The organism is Methylotuvimicrobium sp. KM2, assembly GCF_038051925.1.
Classification (GTDB): domain Bacteria; phylum Pseudomonadota; class Gammaproteobacteria; order Methylococcales; family Methylomonadaceae; genus Methylotuvimicrobium.
This window is the reverse complement of the sequence record NZ_CP150634.1, coordinates 4,438,232-4,453,741: the sequence shown is the minus strand read 5'-3', so window position 1 is coordinate 4,453,741 and position 15,510 is coordinate 4,438,232. Positions and strand designations below refer to the sequence as shown.

16 protein-coding genes are annotated in these 15,510 nt (G+C 49.9%); 9 read left to right on the top strand and 7 right to left on the bottom strand.

Going from position 1 to position 15,510, the window contains the following annotated elements; translation table 11 throughout:
* Position 1: 1 nt before the first annotated feature.
* Genes WJM45_RS18750 through WJM45_RS18735 form a run of 4 tightly spaced genes read right to left on the bottom strand, consistent with a single transcriptional unit; the run spans position 2 to position 2,640 of the window.
* Complete coding sequence (locus WJM45_RS18750; protein WP_341326544.1) at positions 2-613, bottom strand: DUF1326 domain-containing protein; 612 nt, start codon at positions 611-613, stop codon at positions 2-4.
* 9 nt (positions 614-622) lie between these two features.
* Entirely contained in the window at positions 623-1,357 is a 735-nt protein-coding gene (locus tag WJM45_RS18745; protein ID WP_341326543.1) for an SDR family NAD(P)-dependent oxidoreductase, read from the bottom strand.
* 2 nt (positions 1,358-1,359) lie between these two features.
* Positions 1,360-1,935 carry a carbonic anhydrase gene (locus WJM45_RS18740; RefSeq protein WP_341326542.1) on the bottom strand — a complete coding sequence of 192 codons (576 nt, stop codon included), beginning with the start codon at positions 1,933-1,935 and terminating at the stop codon, positions 1,360-1,362.
* Positions 1,936-1,983: 48 nt separating this feature from the next.
* On the bottom strand, positions 1,984-2,640 hold the full coding sequence (locus WJM45_RS18735) for a DUF938 domain-containing protein (protein WP_341326541.1): 657 nt from the start codon (positions 2,638-2,640) through the stop codon (positions 1,984-1,986).
* A gap of 165 nt (positions 2,641-2,805) precedes the next feature.
* Here WJM45_RS18735 and WJM45_RS18730 point away from each other — a divergent pair, with 165 nt between their 5' ends.
* The gene (locus tag WJM45_RS18730) at positions 2,806-4,383 is read left to right on the top strand and encodes a sigma 54-interacting transcriptional regulator (protein ID WP_341326540.1); all 1,578 of its coding nucleotides are present in this window, start codon (positions 2,806-2,808) and stop codon (positions 4,381-4,383) included.
* Here WJM45_RS18730 and ispB read toward each other — a convergent pair.
* A complete protein-coding gene (gene ispB, locus WJM45_RS18725) occupies positions 4,380-5,390 on the bottom strand; it encodes an octaprenyl diphosphate synthase (protein WP_341326539.1) in 1,011 nt (336 codons plus the stop codon). The two genes, WJM45_RS18730 and ispB, sit on opposite strands and share 4 nt — an antisense overlap.
* Before the next feature lie 267 nt (positions 5,391-5,657).
* Between ispB and rplU the strand changes: the two genes are divergently transcribed.
* From rplU to proB, 4 genes are all read left to right on the top strand, one after another.
* Positions 5,658-5,969: a 50S ribosomal protein L21 gene (gene rplU, locus WJM45_RS18720; protein WP_125220723.1), complete on the top strand. Its 312-nt coding sequence runs from the start codon at positions 5,658-5,660 to the stop codon at positions 5,967-5,969.
* A gap of 20 nt (positions 5,970-5,989) precedes the next feature.
* Entirely contained in the window at positions 5,990-6,247 is a 258-nt protein-coding gene (rpmA, locus tag WJM45_RS18715) for a 50S ribosomal protein L27 (protein ID WP_341326538.1), read from the top strand.
* Positions 6,248-6,350: 103 nt separating this feature from the next.
* Complete coding sequence (cgtA, locus tag WJM45_RS18710; RefSeq protein ID WP_341326537.1) at positions 6,351-7,382, top strand: Obg family GTPase CgtA; 1,032 nt, start codon at positions 6,351-6,353, stop codon at positions 7,380-7,382.
* Positions 7,369-8,490, top strand: a complete 1,122-nt coding sequence (proB, locus tag WJM45_RS18705; protein WP_341326536.1) for a glutamate 5-kinase — start codon at positions 7,369-7,371, stop codon at positions 8,488-8,490. The genes cgtA and proB overlap by 14 nt, the downstream gene beginning before the upstream one ends.
* 48 nt (positions 8,491-8,538) lie before the next feature.
* Here proB and rpsT read toward each other — a convergent pair whose 3' ends face one another.
* Positions 8,539-8,802: a 30S ribosomal protein S20 gene (gene rpsT, locus WJM45_RS18700; RefSeq protein ID WP_341326535.1), complete on the bottom strand. Its 264-nt coding sequence runs from the start codon at positions 8,800-8,802 to the stop codon at positions 8,539-8,541.
* Positions 8,803-9,165: 363 nt separating this feature from the next.
* Here rpsT and ribF point away from each other — a divergent pair, with 363 nt between their 5' ends.
* The 3 genes from ribF to lspA are packed head-to-tail and all read left to right on the top strand — an operon-like array spanning position 9,166 to position 13,426.
* On the top strand, positions 9,166-10,095 hold the full coding sequence (gene ribF, locus WJM45_RS18695) for a bifunctional riboflavin kinase/FAD synthetase (RefSeq protein WP_341326534.1): 930 nt from the start codon (positions 9,166-9,168) through the stop codon (positions 10,093-10,095).
* A gap of 15 nt (positions 10,096-10,110) precedes the next feature.
* Positions 10,111-12,936 (top strand): isoleucine--tRNA ligase, encoded by a 2,826-nt coding sequence (gene ileS, locus WJM45_RS18690; RefSeq protein WP_341326533.1) that lies wholly within the window; start codon positions 10,111-10,113, stop codon positions 12,934-12,936.
* Between the two features lie 16 nt (positions 12,937-12,952).
* Complete coding sequence (gene lspA / locus WJM45_RS18685) at positions 12,953-13,426, top strand: signal peptidase II (protein WP_341326532.1); 474 nt, start codon at positions 12,953-12,955, stop codon at positions 13,424-13,426.
* A gap of 678 nt (positions 13,427-14,104) precedes the next feature.
* On the opposite strand, the gene ampD is transcribed toward lspA, so the two are convergent.
* Positions 14,105-14,647 carry a 1,6-anhydro-N-acetylmuramyl-L-alanine amidase AmpD gene (gene ampD, locus WJM45_RS18680; protein WP_341326531.1) on the bottom strand — a complete coding sequence of 181 codons (543 nt, stop codon included), beginning with the start codon at positions 14,645-14,647 and terminating at the stop codon, positions 14,105-14,107.
* A 31-nt stretch (positions 14,648-14,678) separates the two neighbouring features.
* Here ampD and nadC point away from each other — a divergent pair, with 31 nt between their 5' ends.
* The gene (gene nadC, locus WJM45_RS18675; protein ID WP_341326530.1) at positions 14,679-15,509 is read left to right on the top strand and encodes a carboxylating nicotinate-nucleotide diphosphorylase; all 831 of its coding nucleotides are present in this window, start codon (positions 14,679-14,681) and stop codon (positions 15,507-15,509) included.
* Position 15,510 lies beyond the last annotated feature (1 nt).

Below are 15,510 nucleotides of genomic sequence, written 5' to 3'. Positions count from 1 at the left end.
CTTAGGGGCGGTATTCGAATTCGGAGTAAAAGCCGTTGCGTTCCGAGAAGGTCCAGTCGTATTGGTAATCTTTGTAACGGTAATGTTTGGAGCGGGCGACGATCGAGGCATGTGAAGGAACCACGCACAGGGGCGGATTGCTGATTGCCGATTCGCCGCCGGATATGCCTTGAATGCTTTCGATTTCGGCTTCGGCGATGCCCGGAATGCTCAGGCGGCGTTGGTTGTTTTCGGACGAATAATGTATCGGCGTTTTTTCGATGCCGAGAACTTCACTCACTAAACTCATCAAAATTTGCGGATGTCCGCCCGCGCGGCCGCCGAAGATTTCGGTAATCGCGTTGGCTTGGTCGTCGTCGGCGCGGTCGTCGATATAGAGCGCGGCTTGCCAGTTGCCTTCGATCATCGTCCCTGGCGAATAGCAGGCCAGGACTACATTAAGATTGTCAAGCGAAATCTGTTGGTAATGGCCTGTTTCGATATGCCAAGCGACCAGTAATTTACAGGTGCCTTCGCTAGGAGGTTTCAGCCATATGCAAGGGCAGGCAGTTTCGCAGTTACAAGCTTCGAAGTAGCCGCCTTTTAAATGCCACGTTTTGTCGGTCTGGTTCATAACGTTCTGTCAAAAAGATTCTTTAAAAGGTCGCAAATCGAGTTCGTGCGTCCAGGCGCTCGGGTGTTGTTGGTGCATCGCCCAATAGGTGTCGGCGATTGCATCGAGTTGCATCAAGCCTTCCGGGCCCTTTTGTGCGACAAACTCGGGGAATTGCGTTCTGGCTCGTTCTCCATCGATCACGCCGTCGAGAATCGTATGCACGACATGAATGCCGCGTGGCGAGAATTCTCGCGCCATGCCTTGCGCCAAGGCTCTGAGTCCGGCTTTGGCGGAAGAGAAAGCGGTAAACGGCGGTTTTGCTCTCAGCGAAGCGGTGGCGCCTGTAAAAAACAGCGTGCCTTTGCCCTGTTTAAGCATTAAAGAGACGGCTTCCTTGCCGAATAAAAATCCACCCAAACAATTTTGCTGCCACAATCGAGAGAATGTTTCGGTTTCGGTTTCCAATAGCGGGCTGCGAATATTGCTGTCCACATTGTATGCGGCAATTTCGAGTGGATAATCCTGTAAGGCTATCGTTTCGAAAAGATGCACGATGTCGTGTTCAACCGTTGCATCGGCGACGACTAAGGTGGCCGATCCGCCTTGTTGGCGAATGGTTTTGGCCACATGTAGCAGCTTATCTTCACTTCGACCTGCAATAAAAACGTGCAAACCTTTGGACGAAAAACATTTGGCGAGTGTGGCGCCCAGTCCTTGTTCCGGACCTACCCCAATGACTACGGCTGAACATGGCTGCTGCATCTTTAAGCGCGTCCCGCCGCAGTCGCTTCGGGAACTTCGATTAATTTACCGTTTTTAACATCATAGATATAACCGTAAATCGGAATATCGGACGGTACTAACGGATTGTTTCTGATGCGCATCACGTCCTCGGTCACGCTTTGCGCCTGATCCTTGATGGTCAGCCAGTTGATGTATTTGCCGTCGGTGCAACCGGGGCCTTCGCAACTGTCATGCCAGCCATCGGCATCGACCGAGGCGGTTTTTAAACTGCTAGATAATAAATCGCCCATGATTTCATTCGTGAAGGTTTCCATGCCGCAGTCGGTATGATGGATCACGAACCATTCTCGGGTGCCCAAGAGTTTGTAGGAAATGACAAGCGAACGGATTGCGTCGTCACTGGCGCGTCCACCGGCATTGCGGATGACGTGAGCGTCACCCTCGGAAAGACCGGCGTATTTGGCGGGATCGAGACGAGCGTCCATGCAAGTTAGGATTGCAAAACGGCGTCCTGGCGGCATCGGCAGATCGCCTTTGTCGAAACTATTAGCGTATTCGCGGTTGGCAAGTAACACTTCATTCAATACATTGCTCATGTGTTTCTCCTCATTATTATTGTTGGTGACGCGTGGTAATTTGTGCGTCTAATTAATTTTACCGAATATTAAAGAAAAGTTATTGGCCGGCATATCGATTTGTTCTTTTAGTTCCATGCCGTGTCTTTCGGCCGCTTTTCTGAGGTCGGCCACATCTTTTAAGCCCCATTCAGGAACGCCGGCAGAGCTCAGTGTTTCATGAAACTCTTTGTTGCTATCGGTCGTAAATGAGTCTTCGACTTTAAAAGGGCCGTAAATCAGCAGAATGCCTTCGTCAGTCAAAAGATGCGACGCGCACTCCATCATACCATCGGCAATTGTTATTGGCGCAACTTGAAAAATGTTTATGCAAAAAATGGCCGAAAAGCTATTCGGAGGGCCGGGATTGAACCAGGTTTCAGGGTCGGTTAGATCAAGGTGTGCGGGGTCGGCGATGTTATCGTTGTCGTGCTCCATGGATAATTTTTTGATGTTATTGAAGACTTCAATGTCTTTGTCCGACGGGTGAAAATGCAAGTGGTCGAAATGCGGTGCGAAATAATTGATGTGCATGCCGCTGCCGCTGGCCATTTCGAGAACGCGGCTCGGGTCTTTCGGTAGTTTTTCTTTTAATACGCCTAGTAGCGGGTCTCGATTTCGACTGCCGGCCCACGCAACATATTCGCTAAGCGGATGTGGGTCTAAAGGGGGTCTGTCTTGGGTCATGGTTTTAAATCCTCTTTTTATAGGTAGCCCCCTCAATAAAGCATTCTTTATGCCAATAAACTTAACAATAAAAACATATTTATTAACAATAGATTAGGTGTTGTGGTAGTGTTTTTTATGAAATTATGTTTCAATTTATGAAATTAAATTTCACAAGGGGGTTGCATGAATGAGGCTTCGTTTTCCGATTTAACGCCGACTTTTTTTTTACAGACATTTGTGTTGGAGTTGATGCATGCGGCCGAGCAGCAAGGCAAGACGCATAGCGAAGAGCTCATCGAATACATCGCCCGAACTGCAGGAAGGTTTTTTGAAGAAACTTATCGAGAAGAGCGCAGCATTGATGGAGATTTAAATATGGAAAGTTATATCGATTTAGTTGTTGGGTTAAAAAATAAAATCGGCGGTGGGTTTTCTCTGGATTCGGCGAATAATCAATGTATCAGGGTTAAAAATAGTTGCTGTCCTTTTGGAGAGGGTGTGACGCATTTTCCGGAATTATGCCGAATGACCTCTAGTGTTTTCGGCGGGATTGCGGCCAGAAACTTCGGTTTTGCCAAGGTGGAAATCGCTAAGAGCATCGCTCGTGGGGGCGGCGGCTGCGATGTGTCGGTATATCTGAATGAGGAAGAGGCAAAAGGACGCCCTGGGCTTGAATACGGTTACAGAAATAGTGAGGAGGATGCGGGTAATATGACCGATCTGCATTCTCGAATTGAAGAGAGCATGCAAAAAATATGGCGGTTGAAATCGCCAAGACCCACTAAAAAGCAGCCGCCCGTTATAGTGGCGAAGTCTCCGGTAATGCAAAAAATATTGCAGGCGATTGAAAAAATTGCTCCGACAGTTGCGACGGTGTTGATTCAAGGAGAAACCGGGGTTGGTAAGGAATTGGTTGCGCGCGCTATTCATGCGATGAGTTGGCGCAGCGGTCAAGCTTTCATGGCAATTAATTGCGGTGCGATTCCCGATACTTTAATCGAGAGTGCGTTGTTCGGGCATGAAAAAGGGGCATTTACCGGGGCGGTGGAGATCCAGCAAGGTGTTTTTGAGCGCGCCGATGGCGGCACACTATTTCTGGATGAAGTGGATTCCTTGTCTGCGGGCGCACAAACTCGTCTGCTAAGAGTGGTGCAAGAGGGGGAGTTGGAGCGAGTTGGGGGTAAAAAAACCATCGAGGTCGATGTGCGTTTGATTTCCGCGACAAATCAGGATTTACAAGAGCGTGTCGAGCAAGGTTTGTTCCGTAAAGATTTGTTTTATCGCTTGAATGTGGTGAAGTTATCTATTCCGCCATTGACGCAAAGAGGGGAGGATTTACCGTATTTGGTTCAGGTTATCTTGAAAAGGCTGGGCGAAAAATATAATAAAACGGTGCTTTCGGTTAGTCGGGGCGTGATGCAAAAGATTCGCGCTTATCATTGGCCCGGTAATGTCAGAGAGTTGGAGAATGTGTTGGAGCGTGCGGTTTTGTTTTCATCCGGTTCCGAAATTACGCAGCTTGATCTGGAGCTATCCTCTCAGGCTGCGGTAGGCGATAACTGGCGAGACATCAAGGAAGGCATTGTCGCGGATGCGGAGCGCAATTTTTTGCAAGCGTCTTTACGCCTGCATCGCGGTGATGTCAAGAAAGTGGCTGCAGCGATGGAATTGACGCCGAGAGCGGTGTACGGAAAGTTAAAAAAGTACGGCATGGATGCCGGTCAATTCCGCGTTAATCCGGGTTTGGATGTGGGCCGTTAATAATTTCGCTGAACCGAAAATTCGGCGAGAGCAATCAGGGCGGTCTTGTAGATCGAGTCGGGTAAAATGGTTATCGCATCGATTGCTTTTTGGGCTTCTTCGTGGGCTCTTTGTTCGGTGTAAGCGATGGCTTGGGTTTTTTGTACGACGTTATAGACTTCTTGGAAGGCGTCGCGGTCGCCGGTTTTGATCGCATCGATGATGATTTGCGTTTCTTCAGGGGCGCCGACCTGAATGGCGTGTATTAACGGTAGTGTGGGCTTGCCTTCGGCTAGGTCATCGCCAAGATTCTTGCCGAGTTCTTCCTTGGTGGCTTTGTAGTCGAGGGCGTCGTCGATTAATTGAAAAGCGATGCCGAGATGTTGGCCGTATCGTGCAAGGTTGTCTTCAATTTCCGGGCCGCTTTGTGAAATTACTGCGCCGAGTCGTGTGGCGGCGCTGAATAAAATTGCGGTTTTGCGCGAGATGACCTCAAGATATTTGGCCTCGGTGGTCTCCGGATTGTTGCAGTTAAGTAGTTGCAATACCTCGCCTTCGGCAATTGCGGTCGTGGTTTTGGATAGGATCTCCATCACGCGCATGTTGTTGGTTCTCACCATCATTTCAAAGGCGCTCGAATACAGGTAGTCGCCTACTAAAACGCTGGCGGCATTGCCCCAAACCGCGTTGGCGGATTCCTTGCCGCGTCGCAATTCCGATTCGTCCACCACGTCGTCATGCAGTAAGGTTGCGGTATGAATGAATTCAATGACCGCGGCTAAAATGAGGTGGTGATTGTGAATCGGGCCGAGCGCCTTGGCTGCTAATAATAGCAGCATCGGGCGTAAGCGCTTGCCGCCGTTGCCGACAATATAATGGCCTACTTGATTAATAAGAATGACATCGGAGCTTAACTCGTCGAGAATGAGCTGGTCGACCGCTTTGGTTTCCTCTGTTGTGAGGCCCTTGATGGTGTTGAAATCCGGATGTTGCTTAGTATTCGGGCTAAGGTTGGTTTGGGATGCCATGAGTCGATGAGTGCTCAAAAAATGTCAATTAAAGTTTGCTTCGGGTGTGCTGCCCGTGAAATCCGATTAATAAAAATATTTTCGGGTAAAGGCTAAGATAACTGACCATGCTATTGAATAAAGTATATTGGTGTCAATAGCTTTGTTGTGTTATTTTATGCGTTGCAATCGAATAGTTCGTTGGATATAAGTTTGACGTAACTTTTTTTTAAAAATATAATTGTCTGTTTACTTTTAACAGATAGTTGCTTGATGGAGCTGACGCGGATGTATGCGGTAATTCAAACAGGTGGAAAACAGTACCGGGTTGAAGAGGGTGCGACCTTAAAAATAGAAAAGCTTGAGCTGGGAACCGGCGATAGCGTTGAATTCGATAAAGTGCTGATGGTTCAGTCGGGTGATGCTGTAAAAGTCGGTCAGCCTTATGTTGAAGGCGGCAAGGTTACAGCGACTGTGTTGTCTCAAGGTAGACACAAAAAAGTCAAGATCATTAAATTCAGAAGACGTAAGCACCATATGAAGCAAATGGGGCATCGTCAGTATTTCACAGAAGTCCAGATTACTGGCATTTCTGCTTAAATTATTTCGGGAGTAAGGTAATGGCTCATAAGAAAGCGGGTGGTAGTACTCGGAACGGTCGCGATTCCAATGCAAAACGCTTGGGCGTTAAAATGTTCGGCGGCCAAGTCGTGAAAGCGGGAAATATTATCGTGCGTCAGCGCGGCACTAAATTTCATGCGGGCGATAATGTTAGCTGCGGTAGAGATCATACTTTATTTGCAACGGCAGAGGGCAAGGTCGTTTTTCAGGTCAAAGGACCTAATAAACGCAAGTTTGTCAGTATTGTTGCTGCATAAGACCTTGCGCCGCATTCGCGGCAAGCAGTGTTTGATGAAAAGCCTCGCCCTTCAAGGTGGGGCTTTTTTGTTTGTGAACGGATGAAGATGCGGCGTGTAAGCGATGAAATTTGTTGATGAAGCGGTGATTCGGGTTGAAGCGGGTGACGGCGGTAATGGCGCCGTCGGTTTTCGCCGTGAAAAATATATTCCGAAAGGCGGGCCGGATGGTGGCGACGGAGGCGATGGCGGTAGTGTCTATTTGGTAGCCGCCGAAAACGTCAATACCTTGGTCGATTTTCGTTATCAGTCGGTGCATAGGGCGCAGCGAGGGCAAAACGGCATGGCCCGCAACTGTACCGGTAAGAAAGGTGAGGATTGCTTGGTGCTTGTGCCGCCCGGAACCTTGGTGACTGAGGCTGAAACCGGTGAGGTTTTAGGTGAGTTGGTCAGGGCGGGTGAGCGCTTGCTGGTCGCGCAAGGCGGTTTTCATGGTCTGGGAAATACGCGGTTCAAGAGCAGCATTAATCGTACGCCGATGCAGGCGACGAAAGGGACGCCAGGCGAGCATCGGATGCTCAAGCTGGAGTTGACTTTGATTGCCGATGTCGGGCTTTTGGGTTTGCCCAATGCCGGTAAATCCAGTCTGATACGGGCGGTGTCGTCGGCTCGTCCGAAAGTCGCCGATTATCCGTTTACGACCTTGCATCCGAATTTGGGTGTGGTTAGGGTCGATGATTTGCGCAGTTTCGTTATCGCCGATATTCCCGGTGTGATCGAGGGTGCGGCCGAAGGTGCCGGATTGGGTTTGCAGTTTTTAAAGCACTTGTCGCGCACCGGGTTATTGCTGCATTTGATCGATGTGATGCCTTATGAGTCGATGGATTCGCCGGTCTCTTCGGCGCGTAAGATCATGCAAGAAGTTAAGTCGTGGAGCGATGATTTGGCCGATAAGCCGCGTTGGTTGGTGCTGAATAAAATCGATAGGCTTGAATCCGATTCGGTGGAGCAGCATTGCCAAGCTATTGTCGACGAATTGGAATGGCAAGGGCCCGTGTTCAAGGTTTCGGCCTTGCGGGGTGAAGGAACGCGTGAATTGATGTTCGCGATCATGAGATTTTTGGAAGAGCGGCGGAGCGACAGTGAGCAGAAGTGATTTTGCTAAAACGAAAAGGGTAGTGGTCAAGATCGGTAGTTCTTTATTGACCGCTGGTGGGAGAGGTCTCAACAAGGAGGCAATTGCGGCTTGGGTTGAGCAAATGGCAAGTTTGCGTGCGCGCGGAATCGAAGTGATTTTGGTGTCTTCGGGGGCGGTAGCCGAGGGTATGGCTCGTTTAGGCTTGAGAATTCGTCCGAAAACATTGCATGAATTGCAGGCAGCGGCTTCGGTGGGGCAAATGGGGTTGGTTCGTGTTTTTGAAAATAATTTTCAGCAACACGGATTGCATGCCGCGCAGGTTTTGTTGACGCATGATGACTTGTCGGATCGGCGGCGTTATTTAAATGCGAGAAGCACGTTGTTGGCGCTGCTCAAATTCGGTGTCGTGCCGGTTATTAATGAGAACGATGCGGTGGCGACCGAAGAGATTCGTTTCGGCGATAACGATACATTAGGTGCTTTGGTGGCGAATCTGATTGAAGCCGAGTTGTTGATTATCTTGACCGATCAGCAGGGGTTGTTTACAGCAGATCCCAGTGTCGATCCTGCTGCGCGTTTGGTTTCGGAAATCAATGTGAATGATGTCAGTCTCGATATCATGGCTGGCGAAAGTCGGAGCGGGCTTGGTCGAGGGGGGATGTATACCAAGGTGCGAGCGGCAAGATTGGCTTCGCGTTCCGGCGCAGCCACAGTGATCGCCGCTGGTGTGGCGGAGAATGTGATTACTGAAATCGTGGCGGGTAAGCCGGTTGGTACTTACATGGTGCCGAGTATTGGGCCGTTATTGGCGAGAAAGCGTTGGTTGGCCGGGCAGCTGCAGGTCAAGGGGCGTTTGGAGTTGGATGACGGCGCGGTAAAGGTTTTAAGGGATGCAGGCAAAAGCTTGTTGGCTGTGGGTGTAAAAAACGTAATCGGCGGGTTTCAGCGAGGTGAATTGGTTTCTTGCGTGAGTGCGCAAGGGATGGAGGTTGCGCGAGGCTTAATTAATTACAGTGCGGAAGATGTGAGAAAGGTTGTCGGAAGACCAAGTTCGGAATTTGAGCGTATTCTCGGGTATGCGGACGATGAGGAATTGATTCATCGTGACAATATGGTGGTAATGTAAGGGGAAGGGTAAAAAGCCGAAGGGCGTTGCTTTCGGCTTTTTTATCGATTAAGCAAGTCCGCGAATTTTGGCGTTTAATCTGCTTTTGCTGCGTGCGGCTTTGTTTTTATGTATCAGTCCTTTGTTGGCTGCGGAATCGATGATGGGAACCGCAGTTTGAAAAGCGGCTTGCGCTTTTTCTTTGTCGCCTGCGTTGACCGCAGTCAGAACTTTTTTGATGAAGGTGCGCAGATTGCTGCGTTGTCCAGCGTTACGAATGCGGCTTTTTTCCGCTTGTCGCGCCCGCTTCTTTGCTTGTGCTGTGTTAGCCATAGTGTATCGATTCGTAAAGGGTGAGTTAATAAGACCGCATATTATCTTGCGTAGCGCTACTATTGTCAATTTTTAATAATGCGAGAAATAGTCGTTTTGGGCAGGTAGGTTGTTAAAACAACAATAATCGTCAGGTTATGACGATGCTTTTGCATATTTTGGGTTTCGTTAGAGATATGTTGATTGCCAGCCTTTTTGGAGTCGATGCGGCTACCGATGAGTTTTTCGATCCGGCGGCAACGGCTGGTGTTTTGTGTTGAGGATTTTATTCGCGGCAATTGTTGTTATGATTGGGGTGTAATTTGTCGGTCACATGCGACCGGATAATGTTAGAATTTGCTGTTTTTCCAGCAAGATGTATTCATGCGATTGATAAGAGGATTGGCTCACATTGAACCTATGCCGAAAGGTTGTGTGCTGACGATAGGCAATTTCGACGGGTTGCACTTAGGTCACCGGGCGGTTATCGACAAATTGGCACGGCAAGGCCGGAAAATGGGCTTGCCGTCGGTCGCTTTGATATTCGAACCCCAGCCTTTGGAATATTTTCAAGGTAGCAATGCGCCGTCGCGTCTAACTCGATTACGGGAAAAAATCATTCAGTTTTCGGTATCTCCCATTGATCGAGTATTGATACTGCGTTTTAATCGCTTCTTTGCCGATTTGGAGGCCGAGGATTTTATCGAAGATATTTTGCTGAAACGGCTGAATGTCAAATATCTCGTGGTCGGCGACGACTTTCATTTCGGCAAGGCGCGGCGCGGTAATTTCGCGATGTTGAAGGAAAAGGGCTGTGAGTTCGGTTTTCAGGTCGAAGATACACCTTCTTATCAAATAGATGGGCATCGGGTCAGTAGTACGATGATTCGTGATGCCTTGGGTGAAGGCGACCTGGATTATGCCGCCGGCATGCTCGGGCGTTCTTATTCGGTTTGTGGTCGAGTGGCCTATGGCGATAAGATAGGGCGCACGATAGGGTTTCCAACCGCGAACATTCAGTTATCGCGCAAAAACACACCGATCGAGGGCGTATTCGCGGTTATCATGACCGGCATCGATGGGCGGGAAATTCCCGGCATCGCCAATGTCGGTACCCGGCCGACCGTGGGTGGCGATTCGAAGGTGATTTTGGAGACCCATTTATTCGATTTCAATCGCGATATTTATGGAAACTATGTCGAAGTGCATTTCAAGAAGAAAATAAGAAATGAAATGCGTTTTCCTTCGCTTGAAGAACTAAAGGCGCAAATTGTCCACGATGTGGCCGAAGCTAAAAAAATTTTACTGATTTAACTCAAGTTAACGACGATGGATTATAAAACTACACTGAATTTACCTAAAACGGATTTTCCGATGAAGGCCAATCTGGCGCAACGCGAACCGGAGCGGCTGGCGGCTTGGAACGACATCGATCTGTATCAGAAAATCAGGGAAGAATTTGCCGGGCGCCCTCGCTTCATTCTGCATGATGGCCCGCCTTATGCGAACGGTGCGATTCATATCGGTCACGCGGTCAATAAAGTTCTGAAAGATATTATCGTTAAGTCCAAGTCATTGAGCGGATTTGATGCGCCTTACGTTCCGGGTTGGGATTGTCATGGCTTACCGATCGAACTGATGGTCGAAAAGAAAGTCGGCAAGGCCGGCGGCAAAGTTTCCGAGGCTCAATTCCGCAATGCCTGCCGCGACTACGCGGCTAAGCAAGTCGAGATGCAAAAGGGCGAATTCATTCGCTTGGGCGTATTGGGCGAATGGGATAACCCGTATTTGACGATGAATTACAAGTTCGAGGCAGACATCGTTCGCGCACTCGGCAAGATCAGCAAAAACGGTCATCTCAGTAAAGGCGCTAAACCTGTGCATTGGTGCACCGATTGCGGTTCGGCGCTGGCCGAAGCCGAAGTCGAATATGAAGACAAACATTCGCCGGCGATCGATGTGCGTTTTCAGGTCATTGATGAAGTCGCATTTTTAGCGCGCTGTCATCATGTGCCCGAGCACGAAGGCGAAGGCCCGCTCTCGGTGGTGATTTGGACGACCACGCCGTGGACCTTGCCGGCCAACCAAGCTGTTGCATTGAACCCGGAATTGGAATATGCGGTCGTGCAATGCGAAAAAGACGGCGCGAAGGAAAGGCTGGTCTTGGCCGAAGCCTTGATGAAGGATGCGATGCTCCGTTACGGCATCGAGGAGTATCATGTGATCGCCTATTGCAAAGGCGATGCGCTGGAAAATTTGCTGTTACAGCACCCTTTCTACGAACGGCAAGTGCCGGTGATTCTCGGCGATCATGTCACGATCGAGGCGGGCACCGGCGCCGTGCATACCGCTCCCGGGCATGGTCAGGAAGACTATGTCGTCGGTTTAAAATACGATTTGCCTGTGGACAATCCGGTCGGCGACAACGGCGTATTCTTGCCGAATACCGAATTGTTTGCCGGCGAGCATGTCTTCACAGCGAACGATCATGTGCTCGAAGTGTTGGCCGAGCGAGGCAAGCTGGTGCATCACGAATCGATGCTACACAGTTATCCGCATTGCTGGCGGCATAAGACGCCGATCATCTTTCGCGCGACGCCGCAATGGTTTATCTCGATGGAGAAAAACGGTTTGCGCGATAAGGCATTGGAGGAAATTAACAAGGTCCAATGGATACCGGATTGGGGACAGGCTCGTATCGAAGCTATGGTCGGCGGACGCCCGGATTGGTGCGTGTCGCGTCAGCGTACCTGGGGCGTACCGATTGCGTTATTCGTGCATAAGGAAAACGGCGACTTGCATCCGAATACCGAAGCTCTGATCGAACAGGTTGCCTTGCGCGTTGAACAAAAAGGCATTGATGCCTGGTTCGAATTGGACGCGGTCGAATTACTCGGTGCCGATGCCGAACATTATGAAAAAATGCAAGATACGCTCGATGTCTGGTTCGACTCAGGCGTGACGCATTATGCCGTACTCGATGCCAGGGAGAATTTGGATTTTCCAGCAGACTTGTACTTGGAAGGGTCGGATCAGCATCGGGGTTGGTTTCAATCGTCCCTCTTGGCATCGGTCGCGATGCGAGGTGTCGCGCCTTACAAGGCGGTATTGACGCACGGCTTCACAGTCGATGCGGACGGCAAAAAAATGTCTAAATCGAGCGGCAATGTCGTCGCGCCGCAAACGATCATGAAAACCTTGGGTGCCGATGTGTTGCGCCTGTGGGTTTCGGCGACCGATTATCGCGCCGAAATGAATGTCTCGGACGAAATTCTGAAAAGAACCTCCGATGTCTACCGGCGCTTGCGTAATACCGCTCGTTTCTTGTTGTCCAATTTGGATGGTTTCGATCCGGCAGCTCATACGGTTCCGGCGAACGAACTGTTGGCATTGGACCGCTGGGTCGTCGACCGCGCTTATTGTTTGCAGCAAGAGGTCGTTGCCGCTTATGAAAGCTATCAATTCCACCAAGTCTATCAAAAAGTGCATAACTTCTGCGCCGTCGACCTCGGCGGTTTTTATCTCGACATCATTAAAGATCGTCAATATACAGCGAAAGCGGACGGTTTGGCGCGTAGGTCCGCGCAAACCGCGATGTATCATGTCGCCGAAGCGTTAAGCCGCTGGCTGTCGCCGATCATCAGCTATACCGCCGACGAAATTTGGCACTATTTGCCGGGGCAGCGCAGTCAATCGGTCTTTCTCGAGACCTGGTACCAAGGGCTTTTCGAGTTGGACAAAGATTCTCCGATGAACAGAGCTTTCTGGTCAAAGGTAATGGCCGTGCGCGAAGCGGTTAGCAAGGAATTGGAGCGGATACGCAAAACCGGTGCGATCGGCGCATCCCTCAATGCCGAGGTCACTTTGTATGCCGACGAGTGTTACTTCCCGGTATTGAAACAACTCGAGAGCGAATTGCACTTTGTGTTTATTACGTCGGCGGCAACGGTTCAAGAGTTGGCGTCGAGTCCCGATGATGCCGTACAAGCCGAGTTGGAAGGGTTAAAGATAAAGGTCTCGGTATCCGAGCATGCCAAATGCGTGCGTTGCTGGCATCAACGCGCCGATATCGGCGTCGATCCGAATCATCCTGAATTATGCGGACGCTGCGTCGAGAATATCGTTGGCGACGGCGAAGTCAGACGTTTCGCTTAAATTAAGGACGGGTCGAATGTTGAAATGGCTTTGGTTATCGTTTGTCGTGCTGATTCTGGATCAAATTACCAAGCTGGCGGTAGCGGCAAACATGCAGCTTTATCAATCGATTCAAGTGCTGCCGTTTTTCAATCTGACCTATGTGCATAACACCGGCGCGGCATTCAGCTTCTTGAGCGAAGCCGGCGGTTGGCAGCGCTGGTTTTTTGCCGCGTTGGCTTTCGTGATTAGCATTGTGATCACGATGTGGTTGGCAAGGCTCAAGCGGCATGAAACCCTGTTGGCGGTTTCGTTGGCCTTGGTACTCGGCGGGGCGGTCGGCAATCTGATCGACCGACTCGCCTACGGCTATGTGATCGATTTTCTCGATGTCTATTATCAAGACTGGCATTGGCCGGCGTTCAACATCGCCGACTCGGCGATCACGATCGGTGTCGCGTTGATGATTGCCGAGTCTTTCGGTTTGGGCAAAAAAGGCGAAGCCTCTTGAAAAAACGGTGGGTACGGCTACCTACGCATCAAGCTAAGGATGTCGCTAAAATTAACTTAGAGCGTGAAAATTATCTCGCGCAGGGGCGCTGAGAAAACACTTTAACTAACGGTGTTATTTCGTTCCCAAGTTCTAACTTGGGAATGCATACCCTCAAGCTCTGCTTGATGTCACCCGGCAAGCGGAGCTTGAGGGTAGACACTCCCAAGCTGGAGCTCTTGCCGTTATACACAAGTATAAATATTCCTATTGTGCAAAAAACAGCGACCGAGCGCTAGGTTGTCGTGTCGTCCGAAAAGCCTTTTGGTGTATGAGCGTTAGCGGCTTCGATAGTCGCGACGAAGGCGTCGCTCCCACAGCGGGCGGCGGATGCTCTGTGGGAGCGATCCCCTGATCGTCCCTCACCTAGCGTTAGGTGAGGGAAGGCCGAGAGTGTTAAGTGACAATAAAGTGTATCGAGGCCACATTGGCTAAGATGGCAAAAGGATAATTTATGACTTATGTATAACAATGAGGGCTGGAGCTTAGGAGAGAGAAAAACTCTCTGCGCCCCTGCGCGAGAACAAGAGCGTGATGCGGGTTAGCCGTTTTTAGTTTGATGCGTATGGGGTACGCTACGCGTACCTTGTCGATGAGTATCCAGATCTGCTCGCTCGAAAGAGTTCTCGGAAGCGAACTCTACGTTAACAAATCGAACAGTCTATCCCAATCGAACGACGGGCCCGGGTCGGTCTTGCGGTCTGGTGCAATATCGCTATGTCCGGTTAGCGTTTGTTTGGATAATTTCGGATAATGTGCAAATAAGCATTTGAGCGTTGCCGCGAGTTGCTCATATTGCTTGTCGGTATAGGGAGACGTTACGGTCCCTTCGAGCTCGATGCCGATTGAAAAATCATTGCAGCGTTCGCGGCCTCGAAAGCTTGAAAGGCCCGCATGCCAGGCGCGTTTATCGAACGGGACGTATTGTATGACTTCACCGGTCCTTCGGATTAGCACATGCGCCGAGACTCTTATTTGATGAATGTCTTGAAAATAAGGATGATCGCCGGGACATAATGTATTGCTAAACAAGCGGTCGATATGCGGCGTGCCGAATTCGCCGGGCGGTAAGCTGATGCAATGTATCACAACCAGCGAAATATCGTCGGGGTCGGGGCGTTCGTCATGATTCGGTGAAGGCCTTTGCTTACAATCATCGAGACAGTGATTGGTGAGTTTCATGGGGTTTTATAATTATTCGGAGTACGAAAGTATGAACCAATCGTCCATTATTGAGCAAATCCAACTTTTTCTCGAAGAAGATATCGGTACCGGCGATATTACCGCGCAAATCATTCCCGAAAATAAAAACGCTCGAGCTGAAGTCATCACGCGTGAAGACATGGTCTTGTGCGGACACGCTTGTTTCGATGCCGTGTTCCGGTTCCTGGACGAAAATGTCCATGTCGAATGGCTAGTCACCGAGGGTGATAAGGTCTCTAAGGATTCTGTGCTATGTCGTTTGCAGGGTAATGCTCGTGCCTTGTTGACAGGCGAACGAAGTGCGTTAAATATTCTACAAACAATGTCAGCAACCGCGACGCAAGCTAGAGGATATGCCGATGCGGTAGCCGGGACGGAGTGCCGTATCCTCGATACGCGTAAAACTCTACCCGGGTTGAGAAAACTTCAAAAATACGCAGTGGTTTGCGGTGGTTGCGTTAATCATCGGATCGGCCTATTCGACGGCATCTTGATCAAGGAAAATCATATCATTGCGGCGGGCTCGATTGCCGCAGCAGTGCAAATGGCACGCGAAATATCCGAACTGCCGGTCGAAATCGAAGTGGAGAACCTTCGGGAGTTTGAACAGGCGCTTGCTGCCGCGCCGGACCGTATCATGCTCGATAATTTCAGCCTTCAAGATTTGAAGACTGCGGTTAAGCTTAACGGCGGCCGAGTCGGATTGGAAGCTTCGGGTAATATCGATCTGAAAAGCGTTAAAAAAATTGCCGAAACCGGTGTCGATTTTATTTCGATCGGCGCATTGACCAAAAATATCAAAGCGATCGATTTGTCGATGCGTATCAACCTGGTGAATTGAC